This is a genomic window from Croceitalea sp. P059 (genome assembly GCF_031846365.1).
Classification (GTDB): Bacteria; Bacteroidota; Bacteroidia; order Flavobacteriales; family Flavobacteriaceae; genus Croceitalea; species Croceitalea vernalis.
This window is the reverse complement of the sequence record NZ_JAVRHW010000001.1, coordinates 1-24,134: the sequence shown is the minus strand read 5'-3', so window position 1 is coordinate 24,134 and position 24,134 is coordinate 1. Positions and strand designations below refer to the sequence as shown.

The 24,134-nt window shown below is 34.7% G+C and carries 16 protein-coding genes; 13 read left to right on the top strand and 3 right to left on the bottom strand.

The features are described from left to right. Positions 1–21: 21 nt before the first annotated feature. A complete protein-coding gene (locus RM542_RS00080) occupies positions 22–3,162 on the bottom strand; it encodes a VPS10 domain-containing protein (protein ID WP_311383658.1) in 3,141 nt (1,046 codons plus the stop codon). A gap of 214 nt (positions 3,163–3,376) precedes the next feature. Here RM542_RS00080 and topA point away from each other — a divergent pair, with 214 nt between their 5' ends. The 7 genes from topA (at position 3,377) to RM542_RS00045 (ending at position 13,018) form a co-directional block, all read left to right on the top strand. After that, positions 3,377–5,863, top strand: coding sequence for a type I DNA topoisomerase (gene topA, locus RM542_RS00075; RefSeq protein WP_311383657.1), 2,487 nt, complete (start codon positions 3,377–3,379; stop codon positions 5,861–5,863). A gap of 27 nt (positions 5,864–5,890) precedes the next feature. After that, complete coding sequence (locus RM542_RS00070; RefSeq protein ID WP_311383656.1) at positions 5,891–7,048, top strand: formimidoylglutamase; 1,158 nt, start codon at positions 5,891–5,893, stop codon at positions 7,046–7,048. A gap of 121 nt (positions 7,049–7,169) precedes the next feature. Further along, the gene (gene gldK, locus RM542_RS00065) at positions 7,170–8,534 is read left to right on the top strand and encodes a gliding motility lipoprotein GldK (RefSeq protein ID WP_311383655.1); all 1,365 of its coding nucleotides are present in this window, start codon (positions 7,170–7,172) and stop codon (positions 8,532–8,534) included. 98 nt (positions 8,535–8,632) lie between these two features. Continuing rightward, positions 8,633–9,295, top strand: a complete 663-nt coding sequence (gldL, locus tag RM542_RS00060; RefSeq protein ID WP_311383654.1) for a gliding motility protein GldL — start codon at positions 8,633–8,635, stop codon at positions 9,293–9,295. 44 nt (positions 9,296–9,339) lie between these two features. After that, complete coding sequence (gldM, locus tag RM542_RS00055) at positions 9,340–10,917, top strand: gliding motility protein GldM (RefSeq protein WP_311383653.1); 1,578 nt, start codon at positions 9,340–9,342, stop codon at positions 10,915–10,917. Between the two features lie 16 nt (positions 10,918–10,933). Beyond that, entirely contained in the window at positions 10,934–11,836 is a 903-nt protein-coding gene (gene gldN, locus RM542_RS00050; protein WP_311383652.1) for a gliding motility protein GldN, read from the top strand. Between the two features lie 126 nt (positions 11,837–11,962). Continuing rightward, the gene (locus RM542_RS00045; protein ID WP_311383651.1) at positions 11,963–13,018 is read left to right on the top strand and encodes an FAD-dependent oxidoreductase; all 1,056 of its coding nucleotides are present in this window, start codon (positions 11,963–11,965) and stop codon (positions 13,016–13,018) included. Here RM542_RS00045 and RM542_RS00040 read toward each other — a convergent pair. Further along, positions 13,006–13,395, bottom strand: coding sequence for a DUF983 domain-containing protein (locus RM542_RS00040; protein WP_311383650.1), 390 nt, complete (start codon positions 13,393–13,395; stop codon positions 13,006–13,008). The two genes, RM542_RS00045 and RM542_RS00040, sit on opposite strands and share 13 nt — an antisense overlap. Before the next feature lie 65 nt (positions 13,396–13,460). On the opposite strand from RM542_RS00040, the gene RM542_RS00035 reads away from it, so the two are divergent. From RM542_RS00035 to RM542_RS00010, 6 genes are all read left to right on the top strand, one after another. Further along, positions 13,461–15,368 (top strand): ATP-binding cassette domain-containing protein, encoded by a 1,908-nt coding sequence (locus RM542_RS00035; protein WP_311383649.1) that lies wholly within the window; start codon positions 13,461–13,463, stop codon positions 15,366–15,368. A gap of 144 nt (positions 15,369–15,512) precedes the next feature. Beyond that, positions 15,513–16,406 (top strand): leucine-rich repeat domain-containing protein, encoded by an 894-nt coding sequence (locus tag RM542_RS00030; RefSeq protein ID WP_311383648.1) that lies wholly within the window; start codon positions 15,513–15,515, stop codon positions 16,404–16,406. Positions 16,407–16,560: 154 nt separating this feature from the next. Continuing rightward, positions 16,561–17,697: an HlyD family efflux transporter periplasmic adaptor subunit gene (locus RM542_RS00025; RefSeq protein WP_311383647.1), complete on the top strand. Its 1,137-nt coding sequence runs from the start codon at positions 16,561–16,563 to the stop codon at positions 17,695–17,697. Further along, complete coding sequence (locus tag RM542_RS00020) at positions 17,694–20,972, top strand: efflux RND transporter permease subunit (protein ID WP_311383646.1); 3,279 nt, start codon at positions 17,694–17,696, stop codon at positions 20,970–20,972. Before RM542_RS00025 ends, RM542_RS00020 begins: the two co-directional genes overlap by 4 nt. Then, positions 20,972–22,324, top strand: a complete 1,353-nt coding sequence (locus RM542_RS00015; RefSeq protein ID WP_311383645.1) for a TolC family protein — start codon at positions 20,972–20,974, stop codon at positions 22,322–22,324. Before RM542_RS00020 ends, RM542_RS00015 begins: the two co-directional genes overlap by 1 nt. 3 nt (positions 22,325–22,327) lie before the next feature. Beyond that, entirely contained in the window at positions 22,328–22,510 is a 183-nt protein-coding gene (locus tag RM542_RS00010) for a CPXCG motif-containing cysteine-rich protein (protein ID WP_311383644.1), read from the top strand. Between the two features lie 135 nt (positions 22,511–22,645). Here RM542_RS00010 and RM542_RS00005 read toward each other — a convergent pair. Then, positions 22,646–24,134: SdrD B-like domain-containing protein (locus tag RM542_RS00005; RefSeq protein WP_311383643.1), on the bottom strand; the 1,489-nt coding region annotated here is incomplete at its 5' end.

Genomic DNA, 24,134 nt, shown 5'->3' with positions numbered 1-24,134 from the left:
TTTAGTACCTACACCATAAATCTAATCTTGAGATATCATTTTAAGATTACTTTGAGATACTTGAGTGTTTATTTTTGAAATATAACTACTCATTAATTCCTTTAAAGCTTGTAGTTCAACTTCTAGTTCCTTTTTTACTTCAATAAAAAATGCCTTAGATTGGTCAGTAGGTGGATAGTCGCCGCGTTGTGAATCAGCCATTAAAAAAGCTAGTCTATTGTTAATCCTAATTCCATAGTTTAAAGGATCTTGTCTACTTTGGTTTTTGGTCATGTGAATGTTGTTTTCAATCACTTCTAGTTTAGTTGTGAATTCAGTAATCATATCCTCAAGTTCACTTTTACCTACTGATTTTGAACTAACATATTCCAAGTCTTTCTTTACTTTTTGAATATCGGTAATAGCTTGATTTGCCTTACTTACTTCATTTCGTACCGAAATAAGAAAATCAAATTGATTTTTAAAATCTACATCACTATTAGGAAGTCTAGGATCTTTAATTATAGTAAATTCTTCTTCTTGAGAACTCCCATTATATGTAAGTCTCACCTTATAAGTTCCGGGTACGGCTTTTGGTCCTCTATTAGGTGATGAATATAAAACCATACCATCGAATGTTGTAAAACCTGGGTATCTCATATTCCAAACAAATCTATTTCCTCCAGTTTTTACATTTAATTTTTTTGGAGCGCTTGGGTCATTCTTGCTCTTTTTGGCATTAGTAGAAAAACTTTGAATTAGTTTTCCATCTGATTCTAATATATCTAATTGGATAATGTCACTGGCATTATGGTTAGCAACATAATAGTTGAAAATTGCTCCATTAGGATGATTAGCACCTTCTAATTTCATGTTGGCCCTTCCCCAACCAGATTGTTGCATACGGTAAGCATTGTCCGGTTTGTATAGGTGTGCATCTTTATTTTCTAAATCTGCCGATAACTGATGAAGTGGCGTCAAATCATCAATAATCCAAAAACTACGGCCATGAGTAGCGGCAATTAAATCATTATCTCTAACTTCTAAATCTCTTATTGCAGTAATTGGTAGGTTTAACTGCAAAGATTGCCAGTTAGCGCCATCATCAAATGACATATACATTCCCCATTCAGTTCCTGCATATAAAAGACCTTCTCGAACTTTATCTGTTCTGATGACCCGAGTATAATGATTATTTTTTATGCCTTTAGTAATTAAAGTCCATGATTTACCATAGTCATTTGTTTTGTATAGATATGGAGTGTAGTCACCAAATTTATATGAAGTTGCGGCCACATAAGCAGTGCCCTTTTTGAAAGGACTAGGATCAATACTATTAATCATATTTAGTTTGGGTGACATGCTATTAGGTGGTGTAATGTTTTCCCAATTTGCACCATTGTCCCGACTAATTTGAATAAGACCATCATCGGTACCAATCCAAATAACACCCTCTTCTTGAGGTGATTCATTAATAACGAAAATGTTAGAATAGAATTCTGCTCCAGTATTATCTTGTGTAATCGGACCACCGGAAGATTCTATTGTTTCAGGAAGCCCACGTGTTAAATCAGGAGAAATAGTTTGCCAACTTTGCCCTTCGTTAGTTGTAACATGAAGGTAATTAGAACCAGCATAAAGTTTATTAGAATCATGGATGCTAAATTTAACTGGGAAATTCCAGTTAAAACGATACTTCATTACTTCCGCTCCGGAACCAGCAGGATTATCAGGCCAAACATTTACGGAACGTGTTTGATCGATTGAATGGTCAGTTCGCATCATGTAGCCTTTATAAGTTCCTCCGTAAACAATATTATTATCATTAGGATCTGGAGCTAGGTGAGCACTTTCACCTCCTGAAGTGGGTTCCCAATCACTTTCCGTAATTGAATTACCCGCAGTTCTATGATAAATTCTGACTGTACTATTATCTTGCTGTGCTCCATAAATACGATAGGGAAATTGATTGTCAGTAGCTACTCTATAAAACTGGGAAGTTGGTTGGTTATAATAGGTTGTCCAATTATTACCTCCATCATTTGAAACTTGTGCTCCACCGTCATCGGCAATTACCATTCTGTTATTGTTATTCGGGTCAATCCATAAATCATGGTGATCTCCATGGGGAGCATTTTTTAAAGTAAATGTTTTACCACCATCAGTTGATACTCCGTAACTAACATTCATTACATATACCTTATCAACATTTTGAGTGTCTGCAGTAATACGACTATAATACCAGGCTCTTTGACGTAATGCTCTGTTCTGATTGATTTTCGCCCAAGTTTTTCCACCGTCATCCGATCGGTAAACACCACCTTCATCAGCTTCTATAATAGTCCAAATTCTATTAGAATTTACTGGAGAAATGGCAATACCAACAATACCCCACGGTCCTTTAGGTAAACCCGGTAGTTTAGATATATCTGACCAAGAATTTCCACCATCTGTACTTTTAAAGAGTTTACTATCTGGACCACCGCTATCCATTCGATAACCATTTCTTTTCATTTGCCAGGTTGCAGCGTAAATTACTCTTGGGTTATTTGGATCTAAAATTAAATCTCCGGCTCCAGCCTTATCACTCACATATAATATTTTCTCCCAACTAGCTCCTCCGTCAAAAGAACGGTAAACTCCCCTTGTTTCATTAGGCTTCCATAGGTTACCAATTGCGGCAACATATACTAAGTCTGGGTTTTTTGGGTGTATTCTAATTCTGGAAATATGTTCAGATCCTTTTAAACCGATAAAATTCCAAGTTTTACCTGCGTCTAAACTCTTCCAAATACCGTTACCTGAAGAAACATTTCCACGCAATGTTTGTTCACCTTCACCAACATAAATCACGTTGGGGTCTGATTCTGATACAGCAACTGCTCCAATAGAACCTCCAAAATAGCCATCTGAAATACACTCCCAAGTGCTGCCTGCATCTGTTGTTTGCCAAACGCCACCGCCAGCCGTACCCATGTAATAGAGGTTTGGGTTATGAGATACCCCAGCTACGGTACCAGCGCGACCACCACGAAAAGGACCTATAGAACGCCATTCCATTCCATTATAAAGTGACTCACTAATTGATGCCTCAGTGACTTTTTTGTTTTTGCGTTGTGCTAGACTTGATTCAAAAGGAAAAAGAAATAATAAAAAAAGAGGAATTAGATAGTAAGTTCTCATCAGTATTTATTTTGGTTGGATTTTTAAAAAGCTATGAGTGCACTCAAAAGCTAGTCTTAAAAGTAATTAAAAAAGTAATGTAAAAGCTAATGCAATGTTCATGTGTTGCGGTTACCATGTACTTGAATTATTTTGGTAATTAGCTCTACTATGTTTTATGGATTTGAAGAAAATCAAAAAATTCATATACTTTTGTTTTCGCAAAACCTATTGAATGCCAAAGAATTTAGTAATTGTAGAGTCCCCAGCCAAAGCAAAAACCATCGAACGTTTTCTTGGAAAAGATTTTCAAGTAGAATCTAGTTTTGGACATATCGCTGATCTTCCATCAAAAGAATTAGGCGTTGATGTCGATAATAATTTTCAACCAAAATATATAGTCGATAGGGAGAAGAAAGCTTTAGTAACCAAGCTTAAAGGTTTGGCTAAAAAAGCAGAAATGATATGGCTGGCAAGTGATGAAGATAGAGAGGGAGAAGCTATTTCTTGGCATTTAGCCGAAGAACTAGGTTTAGAAAAAAGCAAGACCAAAAGAATCGTTTTTAACTCTATTACAAAGTCAGCAATTCAACGTGCCATTGAAAATCCAAGAGAAATTAATTATAACTTGGTTAATGCTCAGCAAGCGCGTAGGGTTCTAGATAGGTTAGTTGGTTATCAACTTTCACCAGTGCTTTGGAAAAAAATAAAACCAGGTCTGTCGGCAGGTCGTGTACAATCAGTCGCTGTTCGTTTAATTGTTGAAAGAGCCCGTGAAATTGAAGCTTTTACTCCTGAGGCATCTTATCGCATAAAAGCTGAGTTTAAAACTGAAAAAGGAAAAGTTTTTGAAGCAAAATTGTCAAAAACCTTTGCTTCAAAAACAGATGCTGAATCGTTTTTAAAAAATAATATTGGTGCAGATTTCTCCGTAGCTAAGTTGGATAAAAAACCGGCAAAAAAATCACCTGCTGCACCATTTACAACATCAACATTACAGCAAGAAGCATCACGCAAACTATATTTCTCTGTTGGTCGTACAATGCAAGTTGCCCAAAGACTATATGAAGCCGGTTTAATTACATACATGAGAACCGATAGTGTTAACCTTTCAAAAGAAGCATTGACAGCGGCAAAAGATGCTATTGTTGATAGTTTTGGCGAAAAATATAGTACTGTTAGAAGTTACACTGGGAAGTCTAAAGGAGCTCAAGAAGCGCATGAGGCAATTCGTCCGACCGATATGAAATTACAATCACCTTCATTAGAACGTGATCAGCAAAAGTTATATGAGCTAATTTGGAAAAGAACTCTAGCTTCTCAAATGAGTGACGCTCAGTTAGAAAGAACTAATGTTCGAATAAAAGCTAGTGCTCATAATGATGAGTTTACTGCTAATGGTGAAGTTATTAAGTTTGATGGTTTTTTAAAGGTGTATTTAGAAAGTACTGATGAAGAAGATACAAATGAAGAACAGGACGGTATGCTGCCTGCAATGATTGTCGGAGAAAATTTAATTAATAAATATATCTCGGCAACTGAGCGTTTTACAAGACCACCCTATCGTTACACAGAAGCATCTTTAGTTAAAAAACTAGAAGAGCTTGGTATTGGAAGACCTTCTACATACGCACCAACCATTTCAACTATTTTAAATAGAGGATATGTTGAAAAAGGAACTATTGAAGGGACTGAAAGAAAATATGCCCAATTAATTTTAGAAGCAGGAGTAGTAAAAGAAAAAGGGCTTACGGAAACTGTTGGTTCAGATAAAGGTAAAATGGTACCTACTGATATAGGCATGATTGTGAACGACTTTTTGGTAAGTCATTTTACAAATATTCTAGATTATAATTTCACTGCGAAGGTTGAAGAAGACTTTGATGAAATTGCTGCCGGTGAAGAAGACTGGCAAAAAGTAATGCAATCTTTTTATAAAGATTTTCATCCGACAGTACTAGATGTAGAAGAGAATGCCGATAGAGCAAGTGGAGAACGTATTTTAGGCGAGGATCCTAAAACTGGTAAACCAGTATTGGTCCGTTTAGGAAGGTTTGGGCCAATGGCACAAATTGGCAGTGCAGAAGATGAAGAAAAACGATTTGCAAGTTTATTACCTGATCAATCAATAACCACTATTACCTTTGAACAGGCGATGACCCTTTTTGAATTGCCGCGTAAACTTGGTGTTTATGAAGGTGAAGAAGTAGAAGCCAGCGTGGGCCGCTTTGGACCATACGTGAAGTTTGGTAAAAAGTTTATTTCTCTTGATAAAGGTGAGAGTGCTTTTGAAGTTGATATGGATAGGGCAATTGAGTTAATTATTGCAAAGCAAAAAGCTGATGCACCAATTGCTCATTATGAAGATAAAGAGGTGACTAAAGGTGTTGGTCGTTTTGGTCCTTTCATCAAATGGAATAGCATGTTTATCAATGTGAACAAGAAATACGACTTTGATAATTTAACTAAAGATGATATTGTTGAACTCATTGAGGTTAAAAAGCAAAAAGAGATTGATAAACTTATTCAAGAATGGCCTGATGAAGGTATTCGAATTGAAAAAGCTAGATGGGGAAGACATAACATTATAAAAGGAAAAGTAAAAGTAGAACTGTCTAAAGATATAGATGCTACAAAAGTTTCTTTAGAAGACGCTCAGGCACTAATAGAAAAGAAGTCACCGAAAAAGAAAACAAAAGCTAAGGCTAAAGCAAAAAAATAATTTAACGACACCCCCAAAGATTTTAGAATGGCATTTGATTTTTTGGTTCCTGTTAGTGATAAAGTACTTGCATTTTCTGAATTTTTACCACCGCAATCGCTAGGCAAAAACATCTTCAAACATACCGAGAAAAAAGGTTTACCCGTTTTTGCTAATGCAACAGTTGCAATTTTTGGGGTTTTAGAGTCTAGAAATGCTTTTGAAAAAAAACCAGAGGAATTAGATACGAGTGGCGTTCGTATTCAGTTGTACCGTTTAATGATGGGGAACTGGAATTCTAATATTATTGATATTGGTGATGTAGAACCTGGTGATAAAGTTGAAGACACCTATTTTGTAGTCAAAGAAATTGTAGCTGGATTATTAGAAGAAAAAATTATACCTATAGTAATAGGCGCGACACAAGACATTACTTTCCCCACATATAGAGCATTTGATAAAATCAAAGACATGATTAATATGGTGTCTATTGATAGCCGTTTTGATTTTGGCGAAGACGACGAATTAATTTCTTCTCATTCTTATATGAGCAGAATAATAACTGACAAGCCAAATAACTTGCACAATTTTTCAAACATTGGATACCAAAGTTATTTCAATGCCCAAGAAGAAATAGATTTAATGGATCGGTTGTTATTTGATGCTTATCGCTTAGGAGAGATTGTATCTGATATTTCATTAGCTGAACCTATTTTGCGCAATGCTCATTTAGTTAGTCTTGATATGAGAGCAATACGCGCAAGTGAAATGGGAGCTTCAGGTAATTTTTCACCCAACGGTTTTGGGGGGCGCGAAATATGTGCCATCTCTAGATATGCGGGTATGAGTGATAAAGTAACAGTATTTGGTCTCTACGAAATTGAAAATACTTCTTTATCTCATCAACTGACAGCACAAATTATTTGGTACTTCATTGAGGGAATTAGTTTTAGAATTACCGAAGTGCCAACTTCCAACGACGAAGACTTTACTAGATTTACAGTACCAACAGACTCTGAAGAGCTTATCTTCTTTAAAAGCCACATTACAGAACGTTGGTGGGTAGAAGTCCCTTCCATTTTACCCGAGCATACTAAAACAAATTCGATTGCGTTATTACCATGCACTCAACAGGATTATTTAGATGCATGTAATCAGAATATTCCTGAAAGGTGGTTAAAGGCCTACAAGAAGGGCTTAAACTAAACAGAAATTTTTTGATCTATAAATTGTAATACGTACAATAAATTATTCAAAACCCTGTTTTATGAGTAATGAAATTGTGTTTTACATTTTGTAATCTTAAATCGAAAATTTAACCTAAAGTATGAGAAAGCTATTGTTATCATCTATAGCGCTTGTTTTTTTACTCACAAGTTGTGGTTCTAAATCCAAATCCAAAGGGGAGTTGGTTGGCGTACAAGGAAAGAAATGGTACCCTGAAAAACCATATGGAATGGAATTAATTCCCAGAGGTTCATTCATCATGGGTAAAGCTGAGGAAGATCAAGCACAAGTGTTGAATGCTCCAACCAGAACGGTTACGGTGCGTTCTTTTTACATGGACGATACTGAAATCACTAATAGTGAGTATCGCCAATTTGTAGAATGGGTAAAAGACTCCGTAGTTAGAACCCAATTGGCAATTTTGTCAGATCAGCTAGGAATGACTCCTGAAGATGAAGGTATTGGTGAATATGCATTTAAAGATGCAGATACTACCAAACTTACCGAATATGACAAATACATGTTAGATAACTATTCAGGATTAGGTGAAACTGGTTATGAAGGCCGCGCACTTAATAGGGATGTTGATTTAGTATGGGATGTTGAGGATTATCCAGATGAATTCTACACTGAAATCATGGTGGATTCTATTTACTTGCCAGATGAAGAAACATATAATGGTCAAAGAACTGTTGATGTTAAAAAATTGAAATACAAGTATAATTGGATGGATATTGAAGCTGCAGCACGAGCAAAATCGGGTAGTAGAAAAGATTTCATTCGTACTGAAGAATTTGAAATATACCCTGATACCACGGTTTGGATTCGTGATTTTGAATATTCTTATAACGAACCAATGCATAATGATTACTTCTGGCACGATGCTTACAGTGAATACCCAGTTGTTGGTATTAGCTGGCAACAAGCCAAAGCGTTTTGTCATTGGAGAACTAAGTTTAAAAATGATGATCAGAAAGAGCGTGGTAAGCAGTTTGTAAATCAGTTTAGATTACCTACTGAAGCAGAGTGGGAATATGCCGCACGTGGCGGTATTGAAGGTGGAACTTACCCTTGGGGAGGTCCATATGTAATTAGTGATACGGGTTGCTTTATGGCAAACTTTAAACCACAAAGAGGCGATTATGCAGCGGATCAGGCATTATATACTGTTGAAGCTAAGTCTTATGAGCCAAATGAGTACAACTTATACAATATGGCTGGTAATGTTTCAGAGTGGACAAACTCTAGTTACGACCCAGGAGCATATGAGTATGTATCAACTATGAACCCAAATGCTGGTTCAGGACAGAACAAAAGAAAAGTAATTCGAGGTGGGTCTTGGAAAGACGTTGCTTATTTCTTGCAAGTAAGTACTCGTGATTATGAATACCAAGATTCAGCAAGAAGCTATATCGGTTTTAGAACCGTTCAAGATTATATGGGTGAAGAAGATTCAACCCAATAGAGAAAAAGAATAGAATTGTAAATACTTAGTATTGAAAACGTTATTTAAACCTTGTAACCAAATTCTTATTATTATATAACTTAATTAAAATTAAAATTATGGCACAGTCAAAATCAACAAAAAAATTAATGAATATGACCTACGGACTAGGTGCGTCCGTTGTAATTATTGGAGCTTTATTTAAAATCCTTCACTGGGAAGTGGATTTAGGATTTATGACAATCGGTGGTTCACTTTTATTAGCCGTCGGACTTTTAACAGAAGCATTAATATTTGCTATTAGTGCATTTGAACCAGTAGATGACGAATATGATTGGTCATTGGTATACCCAGAATTGGCTAATGGTCAAGCGAGTGGAGGTAAAAATGACGTTCAGCAAGCTCAAGAAGCTGAAGGTGTTTTAGGTAGAAAATTAGATGAAATGCTTAAAGAAGCTAACATTGATACTGAATTATTCAACAGTTTAGGTGATAGTATCAGAAGTTTTGAAGGAGCTGCTAAAAATATTTCTCCTACTACTGATGCAATTCAGCACACTCAAAAGTACTCTGAAGAGTTATCACATGCTGCAGCTCAAATGGAGTCTTTAAATAGTCTTTATAAAGTACAATTAGATAGCGCAAGCAGACAAGCTTCTATCAACGAAGAAGTTGTTCAAAATGCTGGTGCATTAAAAGAGCAAATGGAGTCTTTGGCAACTAACCTTTCATCATTAAATGGTGTTTACGGTGGTATGTTGTCAGCTATGAGTAAAAACTAATTAGACCCCCAAATCAAATATTAATTAAAACTAATTAGAAAACCATGGCAGGAGGAAAACAAACACCACGTCAAAAGATGATCAACCTTATGTATTTGATCTTCATTGCGATGTTGGCCTTAAATATGAGTAAGGAAGTATTAGCTGCATTCGGATTAATGAATGAAAAGCTTCAGACTTCAAACGAAAAAATGACCGCTAGTAACGAGGGCTTCTTTGAAGGCTTAGCTACAAAAGCTTCTGAAAACTCAGAAGAATATGGTGCACTTTACAAGAATGCACAAGAGGTCAATAAACTTTCTACTGAATACTATGCGTATTTAGAAGAATTGAAAACTGAAATGACTGCAGATTTAGAAGATCCTAAAGATTATGTAGTTATGGATAAGTCAGATTTCTTAGACGGTAAATTCTTTCAAGGTGATATTTTAACTGAAGAAGGACAAAAATTCTTAGACTTCATTAATGATTATCGTGAAGGTGTTGTAAACGCTTTACCTAAAGATAAGTTTAAAGGAATTAAGGATGCTGTTCAAAGTAGATTCGCTACTAGTGATGAGAAGAACGACGGTAAAGTTGAAAAAAGAGATGGTTCAAGACAAGATTGGATGAACTATCACTTCGAAGGCTTTCCAATGGTAGCTTCTTTAACCAAGTTGACACAGTTACAAGCTGATATTAAAACTACGGAGCAAGAAGTGCTTAAGAGTTTATTAGAAGGTAACTTAACAGAAGCAGTTTCATTGAAAAACTTTACAACTTCCTTAGAGGCATCTAAATCTGCCTTTTATAGTGGAGATAAATATGACGGTAAAATTATTGTCAGCAAAACCGATAAATCTTCTACACCTGTTAAAGCTGATATCACATTAGATGGTAGAAAACTTACAGAAGGTAGAGACTATAAGTTGGAAGCTGGTGGTGTTAAGATGTTAATTGGTGCTGGTTCTGCTGGTGACCATGAAATAGCTGGAACATTGACTTTCATGCAAGACGGTAAAGAAGTACCTGTTGAGGTTAAGAATTCTTTTGCAACAATCAACAAACCAAATGCTGCTGTAATTGCTGCTGATAAGATGAACGTAGTATACCGTGGGGTAGCAAATCCAATGACGATTTCTATTCCTGGTATTCCTGATAACAAGGTTACTGCTTCTGCTCCTGGTCTTAGATCAATAAAAGGTAGTAGATATGTAATGAACCCTGGTAAAGGTAGAGAGGTAACTATTAGTGCATCAGGTGTTTTACCTGACGGACAAAGAATTAGTACTCCTGCTACTTTCCGCATTAAAGATATTCCAAGACCATCTGGTGCCGTTCGTGGTGAACCAGGTAGTATTAAAATGCCAAGAAGAAACCTAGAAGTTTCTACTGTTAGTGCAATGTTGGAAGATTTTGATTTTGAGTTGAATATCGGTGTAAGCGGTTTCAAATTCAAAGTACCAGGTCAGCCTTCGGTTGTTGTAAAAGGCAACAAGTTGAACGGAGCTGCTAAATCTGCTTTGAAAAGAGCAAGAAGAGGTGATGCTGTTCAGATTTTTGATATTCAAGCTTATATTTCAAATAACAAGAGTTACAAGTTAAAAAAAGTATCTCCTGTAGTTGTTGAGCTTACAAACTAATAAAGTATAGTTAATTATGAATTGGAAAAATGTTTTAGTAATTGTTGCGGTAGGTTTTTTACCTATATCGATGATGGCACAAGCAAATATTTTAAATGCTAAAAAGCCAGAGGAGATTGGAATAAAAACTGAAGAGCAGGTAGCTCAAGATAACGATGCTCCTTTAGCATACGGTTATGTTGACGATAGAGATATTCTCTGGTCTAAAACAGTATGGGAAACCATTGACTTGGATGAGCGTGTCAACTTCCCGTTGTATTACCCAACTGATACTATAGGTATCGGGGCGGACAGAAGGTCTTTATATCATGTTTTGATGAAAAACATCAAAGAAGGAAAACTGACTGATGTATACACGGACTCTTATTTCACTGAAAAGAGAAAGTTTGGAGATTTGACAGCAACGCTACAAAAAGTAGATACTACTGATTTAGGATACGAGCAATACAACGCTGGTGAAGAAATCTCTGAAGAGTTTATCAATAAGAGAGATCTTGATGCAGCTGATATTGAAGAGTATCGTATAAAAGGTATCTGGTTTTTTGACAAACGTCAAGGTGAGCTTAAATACAGATTGTTAGGTATTGCTCCCGTTGCACCAGATGTTAACTTTATAGATGATGAATCTGTTGATCCAAATGCCAATAAAGTAGAACTGTTTTGGGTATGGTACCCAAGTGCCAGACAAATACTACATGAGGCAAAGGTTTTTAATAACCGAAATTCTGCGCAACCAATAACATATGATATGTTGTTGAATGCAAGAAGGTTTAACGGAGTTATCTACAAAGAAGATAACGTTCATGGTGACCGTAAAATTGATGATTACATTTTTGATAATGCCTTATTCCAATTACTTGAAGCAAATAGAATTAAAGAAACTATTCGTGATAGGGAGCAAGACATGTGGGCTTATTAAGCCAAATTAAATTAGAATTTCCAATTCATTATAGAATAGCGCCTCAGCAAAAGCTGAGGCGTTTTTTTATTCCTTTAAATAAGGTTCTCTTTATCAGAAGAATTAAACAATAGTTATTTTTGTTACATGCTAGATTACTTGGTAGTTGGTTTAGGTCTTGCCGGAATATCTTTTTGTGAACAGTTAGAAAAACATGGGAAATCGTTTCAAGTAATAAATGATAATTCGCAACGGGCTTCCATTGTTGCTGGAGGATTATATAATCCAGTTATTTTAAAAAGGTTTACAATGGCATGGAATGCCCGTTCACAAATGGATTTAGCCATACCTTTTTATCAAGAATTAGAAAAAAAATTACAGACCCAATTAGATTATAAACTCCCAGTTTTAAGACGTTTTGCATCCGTTGAAGAACAAAATCTTTGGTTTGATGCTACAGATAAACCTGATTTAGATTATTTTTTAAATACAAAAATTAAAGAAAATCAAAACCCTCATATAGAGGCTTCGCTGGGCTATGGAGAGGTGCAGTATACTGGTAGAGTAGATACTAAAGTACTTATAAATAAATACCAAGAATATTTATTAGATAAAAGTTCTTTACTGAACGAGTCAATTGATTATGCTCATTTAGAACTAAAAGACGAATGTATCAGCTATAAAGATATTCAAGCCAAAAAGATTGTGTTTGCTGAAGGTTATGGCTTAAAGCAAAATCCTTACTTCTCATACCTTCCTCTAAACGGAACAAAAGGAGAATTGTTAACAATAAAAGCACCAGAACTTAAAGAAGAAGCTGTAATAAAGTCTTCAGTTTTCATAATTCCTTTAGGAGCAGATTTATATCGAGTAGGTTCAACTTATAAATGGAAAGATAAAACCAACGTACCAACCGACGCTGCAAAGAATGAATTACTTGATAAGTTAAATACATTTTTAAAATGTGACTATGAGATAGTTTCTCATGTTGCCGGTGTTAGACCTACTGTTGCAGATAGAAGACCTCTGGTAGGCGAACATCCTAAATACAAAAGTTTATACCTTTTAAATGGTTTTGGTTCTAGAGGTGTTCTTATTGCGCCTAGTGCATCCCAAAATTTATACGCTTACATTGAAAATGACGAAGAACTAGATGCTGAGATGAACATTTCAAGATTCACTAAAAAATATTATACCCCTTGATTTTTGAGTTTAGGGTCATATTTCATAAAAATATTAATCCAAATATTTCGTGAAAGTCTAATGATTATAGGCATGAATAAAATCATTGTCATTACAATGGCGATAAAGGTATTAACCAAAGTGGTTCCTATAAGTAAGAATGAGATAACAAAAGCAGCTACAGCGAATGCAATTCCGACCCCATAACTAACATACATTGACCCATAAAAGAACGAAGGTTCTATTTTATATTTAGTGCCACATTTTGAGCAACGCTCATGCATTTGAAACAACTGTGATAAATGATACGGATTTTTACTTTTATACATACTCTCGTTATGACACTTAGGACAAGTTCCTGTTAAAATACTGTAGAGTTTGCTTCCTTTTTTTAACATTTGCAGCGGTTTTAAACAAAATTACGAATTCACCTTATTTTAATCTGTAACATTCATCACAAAGCATGTTGAACATTCATAATCTTTCGGTCGCCTTTGGAGGAGAATATCTATTTGAAGAGATTGCCTTTCGTTTAAATTCAGGAGACCGTGTTGGTTTAATTGGAAAAAATGGAGCTGGAAAATCTACCTTACTTAAATTGTTAAGTAAAGAGATGGAAGCTGATTCAGGTACAATTGCATCAGATAAAGAAGTAAAGATTGGATTTTTAAAACAAGATATTGACTTTGAACAGGGCAGAACGGTGCTTGATGAAGCCTATCAAGCTTTTGAAGAAATAAAAGAACTTGAGGCAAAACTTGAGCACATTAATACCCAACTGGCTGAACGTACTGATTATGAAAGTGAAAGTTACAATCAATTAATGATTGATTTGAATGACGTATCCCAACATTATGAAATTTTAGGAGGATATAATTACCAGGGTGATACGGAAAAAGTACTTCAGGGTTTAGGTTTTAAAAGGGATGATTTAACTAAAGTCACTGAAACCTTTTCAGGTGGATGGCGTATGCGTATTGAACTTGCTAAACTCTTACTTCAAAACAATGATGTTTTACTTTTAGATGAGCCTACCAATCATTTAGATATTGAATCAATTATTTGGTTGGAGCAATTTTTAAGGAATTACTCAGGCGCCGTCGTAATTGTTTCTCACGATAAAATGTTTCTAGATAATGTAACAAATCGTACGATTGAAATATCATTGGGGAGAATCTATGATTATAATAAACCTTATTCTAAATATTTAGTTCAAAGAGCTGAAATCAAAGAACAACAACTTAATGCTCTAAAAAACCAGGAAAAGCAAATTCAACAAACTGAAAAGCTGATTGAAAAGTTTAGAGCAAAGGCCTCAAAAGCTTCAATGGCTCAGTCTTTAATTAAAAAATTAGATAAAATAGATAGAATTGAAGTAGATGAAGATGACAATAGTGTAATGAAATTGCGCTTTCCTATCTCTATTACTCCTGGTAAGGTAGTTTCTGAAGTTATCAATTTATCTAAACATTATGGGGAAAAGGAAGTTCTAAATAATATCAACCTTTTAGTCGAACGTGGAAGTAAAACTGCATTTGTTGGTCAAAATGGACAAGGCAAAACTACGTTGGCGAAAATCATGGTAGGCGAACTTGATTATGGTGGGCATTTAAAAATAGGGCATAATGTTGAGATTGGTTATTTTGCTCAGAATCAAGCCGAGTATTTAGATGGTAATAAAACCGTACTAGATACCATGATTGATGCTGCAAATGAAAAGAATAGAAGTAAAGTAAGGGATATATTAGGATCCTTTTTATTTAGAGGTGATGAGGCTGAAAAATACGTGAAAGTATTGTCGGGTGGTGAACGAAATCGTTTGGCATTAGCAAAAATGCTTTTACAACCATTGAACGTTTTAATAATGGATGAGCCAACAAATCATTTGGACATAAAATCAAAAAACGTTTTAAAACAAGCACTACAGAATTTCGGAGGGACTTTAATCTTAGTTTCACATGATCGTGATTTTCTTCAAGGCTTAACAGACAAGGTTTATGAGTTTAAAGATGGAAATATAAAAGAGTATTTGGGTGATATCGATTATTACTTGGAACAACGAAATGCAGAAAATTTCAGAAAGATTGAATTAAAGGAGAAGGTTAAAAACGAGTCCAAAAGCGGAAAGCCACAAAATGACTATGAGCTTCAAAAGCGTAAAAAGGCTTTACAGAATAAGTTGAGTAACGTTGAAAAAAAGATAACGGCTCTTGAAAAAGAAATCGCAGAATTTGATCATAAACTACTAATGGACTATGAGAATACGGTTTCAGATTCCAGTTTCTTTGATAAATACCATGGAGCGAAGAGACAATTAGAAGAACTCATGGAGAAATGGGAAGTTGTTTCTAACGAAATAGAAGCCGCCTAAATCATTAAAAAGTAAGAATAAACTTACTAAACCACAGATTTTTTCATTTTCACAACAAATTTATTGAATTACACCGAAAATAATTGGCTTACTCGTAGTCTTCTTGTTAATTTGTAGGTAAATTCTTATAAATATAATTTTTGTATGAAATCAATCTTCACATTAATATTTTCAATTTTAGTGCTTTTTACTGCTAAAGCTGAAGACTCTGAGACTATTTTTTCTCAAGAGAAGAAAGCCTTGATTGACTTATTTGAGAGTACTAATGGTGCAAATTGGAGCAATACATGGGATTTTACCTCCCCAATAGAACAGTGGAATGGTGTCGAAGTGGTTGATAAACATGTAGTTAGTATTAACCTATTTAATAATAATTTGAATGGAACAATACCAGAGAGTATTGGTGATTTAAAATATTTAACTCATTTGAATTTAGCTTTTAATAGCATCACCGGTGTTCTTCCAAAAGACATAGTAGAACTTAAGAATCTTAAAGTTTTAAAACTGGAAATGAATCGGATTAAAGGAGCAATTCCATCAGGTATTGGTAGTTTAAATGACTTGGAAGAGTTATCACTGTTTAATAATTTTTTATCAGGTCCTATACCAGAGGGTTTAGGTAATATAAAAGGATTAAAAATATTGAACTTATCAAGTAATAATCTCAAAGGAACAATACCTATATCAATTGGTAATCTTAGTAAATTAGAAATCTTAGGTTTATTTGAAAATTCACTTGAAGGAGCTATTCCTCAAGAAATGGGTAAGCTTACAAAATTAAAAGAACTTGTTTTAGCTAATAATCAACTCGGTGGTGATATACCAACTGAATTTGGGCAATTGGCTAGTCTCAAAATATTACAGATTCAAAATAATAGATTCAAATCTTTTAAAGGACTTCAAAGTATTGACACCAGACAGTTTTTGGTTTTTGATACTGATGATAAATCATTACAGCCTTATAAAGAATTTGATTTAGAACGTGTTCGTACTCGTATGGCGGATACTAAATTTGAAGATGATGACAATAATGAGTAGTTAGTTATACTTTAGTTTGTTTGGTTCGGGGACGCAGAGGTGTGTCCCCTTTTTTGTTTTAAACTTTGCTAAAAGTGTTTAAACATTTATGAAATATTTAACCAATAACTCTAGTAGTTGGCAATAGTTTTGCAAAAACTAATCAACTTTATTGATGCGAAAAATTATTCTTTCAATCCTATTAGGATTGGCAATCATAGCTGGTTCTATTTATGGATCTAAACTAATTGCTGATAGTAAGGTCAATCGCCGACCAGTTCCAAAAAAAGTAATAAAAACGGTTTTCATTGACACAGTTCAAAATGGCGCGGTAGCTATAAAAGTTCCGGCAAATGGAACTCTAGTGGCTAAAGAACGTGTGGAATTATATGCTGAAGTTCAAGGCGTTTTAAAAAAAGGAAGACAGCTCTTTAAAACAGGTCAACAGTATCGTGCAGGCCAAGCTTTAGTTAGAATTGATGCCTCAGAATATTATGCTAGTGTTCAATCGGCAAAAAGTAATTTGTATAATTTAGTTACTTCAATAATGCCAGATTTGCAATTGGATTATCCAGAAGATTTCTCAAAATGGCAAGACTACGTAACCAATTTTGACTTAGAAAAAACTACTCCTAAATTACCTGAAATAGAATCTGAAAAAGAAAAGTATTTTATAACTGGACGAGGAATTTTCAGTAGTTATTACAATGTAAAAAATTTAGAACAAAGACTTTCTAAATATATTATTTCAGCGCCATTTAGTGGTGTGTTAACAGAGGCCCTTGTGACAGAAGGTACTTTGGTTAGAACAGGTCAAAAATTGGGTGAATTTATAAAGGTCGGCACCTATGAATTAGAGGTTGCTATTAGTAAGTCTTATGCAGATTTTTTAAAATTAGGAGAAGAGGTTTCATTAGCTAATCTTGAAAAAACAAGAACATACACGGGCCGTGTTTCACGAATCAATGGAAGAGTAGATCAAGCAACGCAAACAATAACTGCTTTCATAGAAGTTAAAGGTGAGGACTTAAAAGAAGGTCAATATTTAGAAGCTAATCTAAATGCAAAGAATGAGAATAATGCTATCGAAGTAGATAGGGCCTTGCTTACTGATAATAATCAAATTTTTGTGCTTCGAGATTCCATTTTAGATGTTATTAATGTCTTACCAGTTTATTTTTCAGATAAAACAGTGGTTTTGAAAGATGTACCTGAAGGAGAATTAATTGTTTCAAAACCAGTTGCTGGAGCTTATGCAGGTATGTTAGTTAAGGTGTATGGTGTTAATACTTCTGATAAAACCAAAAAATGAGAAAGGTAATAGAGTATTTCATCAAGTATCACGTTGCGGTTAATGTGATAATTCTCGCATTTTTAGTCTTTGGTGTTGTTGGTGCCTATACATTAAAATCTTCGTTTTTTCCTTTAACAGAATCTAAGAATGTTCTAATAACAATAACCTATCCTGGTGCTTCTCCTCAAGAAATCGAAGAAGGTATTGTATTGAAAATTGAAGACAATCTTAAAGGACTTCAAGGGGTAGACAGGGTAACATCAACTTCCAGAGAAAATTCGGGTTCTATCAATGTTGAAATTGAAAAAGGTCAAGACATTGATTTCATGCTCTTAGAAGTTAAAAACGCCGTAGATAGGGTGCCTACTTTTCCAACAGGAATGGAGCCTCTGGTAGTTTCAAAATTAGATGCGGTTCGCCAAACAATTAGTTTTGGTGTAAGTGGAGAAAATATTTCTTTAGCTACTTTAAAACAAATCGGCAGACAAGTCGAAAATGATTTAAGGGCAATTGATGGAATTTCTCAAATAAGTATTTCTGGATATCCAGAAGAAGAAATTGAAATTGCAGTTAATGAAAACAGCTTACTTGCTTACAATATTTCTTTTACCGAGGTTTCGCAAGCTGTTGCCAATGCTAATATTCTTGTAACTGGAGGTAATATTAAAACCAACACAGAAGAATATTTAATTCGAGCTAACAACAGGTCTTATTACGGTAATGAGCTTTCAAATATAATTGTGCGCAGTGATGCATCTGGCAGAACAGTTCGTTTAAAAGATGTTGCTACGATAAGAGATCGTTTTAGCGAAACACCGAATGCAACATATTTTAATGGAGATTTAGCTGTAAATGTTACTATAACAAGCACTAATACTGAAGATTTAATAGGTTCTGCAGAAAAAGTAAAAGAGTATATTGAAGACTTTAATCAAAAGTATAACAATGTTCGCCTAAATGTTGTGAGCGATTTGTCAATTACACTCACTCAAAGAACTGCTTTGTTGACGGAGAATGCTATCATGGGAATGATTTTAGTGCTCCTTTTCCTGTCTTTATTTTTGAACACGAGGTTGGCTTTTTGGGTTGCTTTTGGATTACCTATAGCATTTTTAGGAATGTTTGTGTTTGCTCCTTTTTTTAATGTCACTATTAATGTTTTATCCCTTTTTGGGATGATTATTGTGATTGGTATTTTAGTAGATGACGGTATTGTAATTGCCGAGAATATTTATCAGCATTATGAAAAAGGTAAAAGCCCAATTCAAGCAGCTGTAGATGGCACAATGGAAGTGATTCCGCCAATAGTATCTGCAATTATTACTACAATTTTGGCCTTTTCAATTTTCTTGTTTTTAGATGGTAGAATTGGAGATTTCTTCGGAGAGGTTTCCGTCATAGTGATTTTAACACTTGTTGTTTCTTTAGTTGAAGCACTTATCATATTACCTGCTCACTTGGCCCATTCAAAAGCGCTACAAAAACAGAATGATAAACCAAAAAAAGGAATTGGAAAATTGTTTTCTAAATTACGGGTTATCAATCAATCGGGTGATCAAGCCATGGCTTGGATGCGTGATAAATTATACAGTCCAATGCTTGATTTCGCATTGAAATATAAGCTATTGACTTTTGCCTTGTTTGTAATGGCATTGTTTTTAACCTTCGGCTCAGTTGGCGGTGGTATTATAAGAACAGCTTTTTTTCCTAGAATCGCAAGTGATCGTATTGCTGTTGAGCTTTTAATGCCTAATGGTACTAATGAAAATGTTACAGATTCTATAATTAGTATGATTGAGGAAAAGGCTATCATAGTTAATGAAGAATTAACCGATAAATATTTGAAAGGAGCCGATAAGATGCTCTTTGAAAATATGATTAAAAATTTAGGTCCAGGTTCATCATCTGCTTCATTAATCATTAATTTATTACCAGGTGAAGAAAGACCTGACGCTGTTCGTTCAGATTTGGTTACCAATCGTTTGAGAGAACTAGTTGGCCCGATTATAGGGGTAGAAAGTTTAATTTATGGCTCAGGCGGTAATTTTGGCGGAGATCCGGTTTCTGTTTCACTATTAGGTAATAATATTCAAGAATTGAAAGCTGCTAAAACAGAATTAAAAGCGGCTATGGTGAGTAATGATTTGTTAAAGGATGTGGCTGATAATGACCCTGCAGGTATAAAAGAAATACAATTAGAACTAAAAGAAAACGCCTATTTATTAGGCTTAGATTTACGTACCATTATGAACCAAGTAAGAGCTGGTTTTTTTGGAACGCAAGCGCAACGTTTTCAACGTGGTCAAGATGAAATTAGAGTTTGGGTTCGCTATGATCGTGAAAATAGGTCTTCTATTACAGATTTAGATGAAATGCGAATAGCAACACCTAACGGAGCGAGAGTGCCCTTAAAAGAGATTGCGGATTATAGTATCTCAAGAGGAGATGTAGCAATTAATCATTTAGAAGGGCAACGTGAGATAAGAATAACTTCGGATTTAAAGGATGCTGAGACCACTAGTGCTCCAGATATTTTAACTTGGATAAAAGAAGAGGTTATGCCTGATATTCAATCAAGATATCCTTCAGTTACTGCATCTTATGAAGGTCAAAATAGAGAGCGTAATAAATTAATGGATTCTTTGAATTTTGTCGGGTTGGCGGTGTTCTTCTTAATTTATGTTACGATCGCTTTCACTTTTAGAAGTTTCAGTCAACCAATGCTACTACTTCTATTGGTACCGTTTAGTTTAACTGCGGTAGCATGGGGACATTGGATTCATAATTTTCCAATTAATATACTTTCAATGCTTGGAATTATTGCATTAATAGGAATAATGGTAAATGATGGATTGGTGCTTATCGGAAAATTTAATGGAAACCTACGTGAAGGAATGAAATTTGACGAAGCTCTTTATCAAGCAGGGCGTTCTAGATTTCGTGCAATTTTCTTAACAAGTATAACTACCATTGCAGGGCTAGCACCACTATTACTTGAAAAAAGTCGGCAAGCTCAGTTTCTAAAACCTATGGCTATTTCTATTGCTTATGGTATCGGTTTTGCAACTATTCTGACTTTAATAATGCTTCCTATATTTCTTTCTTTTAGTAATAATGTTAAGGTTGGAGTTAAATGGCTAGGTACCGGTAACAAAATTACTAAGGAAGAAGTTGAAAGAGCTATAAAAGAACAAGCTGATGAAGCTCATATGTCTACTAGTGATAGTCAAGTAACAAAGGATTTGAGTGCCTCAAGAAATAATAATTCAACAGAACTAGAAGAAATTTTATAATGCAAATAAAAACCTTCTCACTAATAGCAGCTCTATTTACAGTAACCTATACGCTTGTAGCGCAAACCCCTTTATTAACAAAAGAACAAGCGGTTCAGTTAGCTTTAAATAACAATTTTGGAGTTATAATTGCTAATAATAATGTAAAAATCGCAGAGAATAATAGTAATATTTTAAACTCAGGATTTTTACCAGCTTTATCCGCCACAGCAGGCGCAAATTATGGTCGTGATGATAGTACAATTGAATTTCCTGGTCAGTTATTAGAAGACGGAACACCTAGACCCGATGTGGAAATTGAAAAGGCGGAAAATCAGCGTTATAATGGTGGATTGAATTTAAATTATACACTTTTTGATGGTTTGGGTAGATGGTATAACTACAAACGATTAAATGAAGAGTATAACTTATCTGAACTTCAGGCTCGTGAAACCATTGAAAATACAATGCTACAATTATTTACGGTATATTTTGAAATGGCAAGACTTTCAGAGAATGTTTCTGTACTTAGTCAAACATTTAAAAATACCAAAAACAGGCTTCGCAGGGCGGAATATAGTTTTGATTATGGTCAAACGAATAAATTAGATGTTCTAAATGCACAAGTTGATTTGGTAAATGACAGTATTAATTTAATGAATGAAAGGCAGACCTTAAAAAATACCCGGCGTGATTTGAATTTACTAATCAATAGAGATTTAACCGAAAATTTTACGGTAGATACCACTATCACTTTTATCAATGAATTAAAATTACAAGAATATTTACTAGAGGCTGAGAGTAACAATATTAGACTTTTACAAGCTGAGAAAAATATGATAATTAATGATTATACTTTGAAAGCAAGTAAATCAGTCTTTTTACCTACCATTGGATTGACAGGTTCTTACGGATGGAATTTAAATCAAAGTGCCGCTTCTGCATTCTTTCCGGGTACAAATAACTCGACTCTTTCACTTGGAGTTGGTGCAAATCTTACTTGGAATTTATTTGATGGGGGAAGTGGAATTACTCAAGTAAAAAACGCAAAGATTTTACTAGATACCCAAGATACTTTGCAAGAGCAGATAGAACAAGAGGTCAAACGAGATATTGCCAACGCTAAAGGTGATTTTGAAAATCGTTTAGAGATATTTCATTTACAGGAACAGAATGTGAATACAGCCACAAATAACTATAACCGTTCCAACGAACAATATAAGTTAGGACAGATAACTTCCGTTGAACTTAGACAAGCCCAATTAAATTTGCTCAACGCAAATACTAGTAAAAATTTAGCAAAGTATAATGCTAAGCTAGCTGAGTTGCAACTTCTGCAATTAGCTGGTCAGCTTTTAAATACCAAATTGTAAAGAATGTTTGAACATTTTTTTCAATGTCCTTATTGCTGGGAAGAAATATCAATGTTACTTGATAGTTCCATTTCAAATCAGACTTATGTGGAGGATTGCGAAGTATGTTGCAATCCTATAGAAGTAAACCCTCGATTTATAGAAAATCAATTAGAGAGTTTTGAAGCTGGAGATATTGAACAATGAGTAATCCGCAATATTTTAGTTGAATCAAGCTTTTTTAAGCTTTTAGAAATAAAAGTATATCAATAGTTTCTTGTAATAAAAAAGCCCCGCCAATAATTGACAGGGCTTCTGAATTATATACTTGTAATCAACTTTCTATTTAATGATTACTTGTTTGCTATCTGACCAATCATTGCCATCTACCCTAAGGATATATGTTCCACTTGAAAGATATTCTAATGGATATTCAACAACATCACTTCCTTTAGTAATATCGTAAGTCCTAACCGGATTTACCATTCTACCATTTTTGTCAAATAATGAAATTCCAATATTTTCTTTATTAGCAGGAAGCATCGCACTTAGATTAACACTATTAAGATCAGAGTTAGTATTAATTCTACCATTCTCGGTATTAATAACAATTGTCAAAGTACTACCTGAAGTTGCCGGAACAGGGAAAATTGATGCAATAGGATTGATTGGAGCAAAATCTGATGGTCTAGTTCCATCTTCAAGACACTCATCACCTAGAGTTAATTCAAACTCCATTATACCTGCACAGCCATCAGGGCCAGAATAAGTAATGGTATAGATGCCAAAATCTTCTTCATCAAGACCTAACACTTCAAATCTATAACTACTTTGAGATGAATCTGAATATGTAGTTATATCACCAGTTGGTGTTGTATATGTAAACGTGTAGCCTACAAAATCCTCACCATTGTAAGTAGAAGAGTTACCAAAGTTACTTGGGTCTTTTGCAGCCCATAGCAAGAAACTATCACCTATACAAGCAGTATCACTATTTTGTTCAATCCAAGTATTTGCAGGATATTTTGGTAAAATTTTGTTACCAATAGTTATTCTACAACTTGGGTTAACAATACCAGCATCTCTAGTTGTATCATCCATGTCACCAATTTCAAAACAGTCAGTAACACCTCCAGAATTAGCATCAGAGTCAAGTGTATCGTCACCAACATTAGCACCGGTAAACTCATAGTCTTTAGGTATATCACTAAAGGTTAAGTAGTACGGACCACTATTAGGACAAACTTCAAAAGAATAATACCCAGGTTCTCCAGTAATTGGATTGTTTGTTGTGACTATGCTGTCAATAAACATACCGTTAGTATTTCCTTGATCGGAACAAGAATAAAGCATAACTGTTATACCATTTACTCCAGTATCCATTTCATCTTGCATACCATTAAAATTGGCATCTTCAAATACATAATCACCTATAGTAACTTTTTCATCTACAAATACTTCTACTGTGTCTTCTGCTGCACATCCTTCTTCAGATGTAGCCGTAACAGTATAAGTGGTATCAATAGATGGAGATACAATTATAGAAGGTCCAGTTTCACCAGTAGACCATTCGAATGTTCCATCTCCGCTAGCCGTCAACATGATTTCGTCACCTATACAAATTGTGACGTCATCACCTGCGCTAACCATAGTTGCGTCAAATTCATTTACAATAAGAGTGATTAGGTAAGTACAACCGTTATCATCAGTTTGAGGGAACTCATAAGATCCAGCATTGTACTCATTACCTTCATAGGTAAATACTTCACCTTCACAAACGGTTTCTTCTATAGTCTCATCCGGAGTAACAGGATACTCATTGATGGTCAAA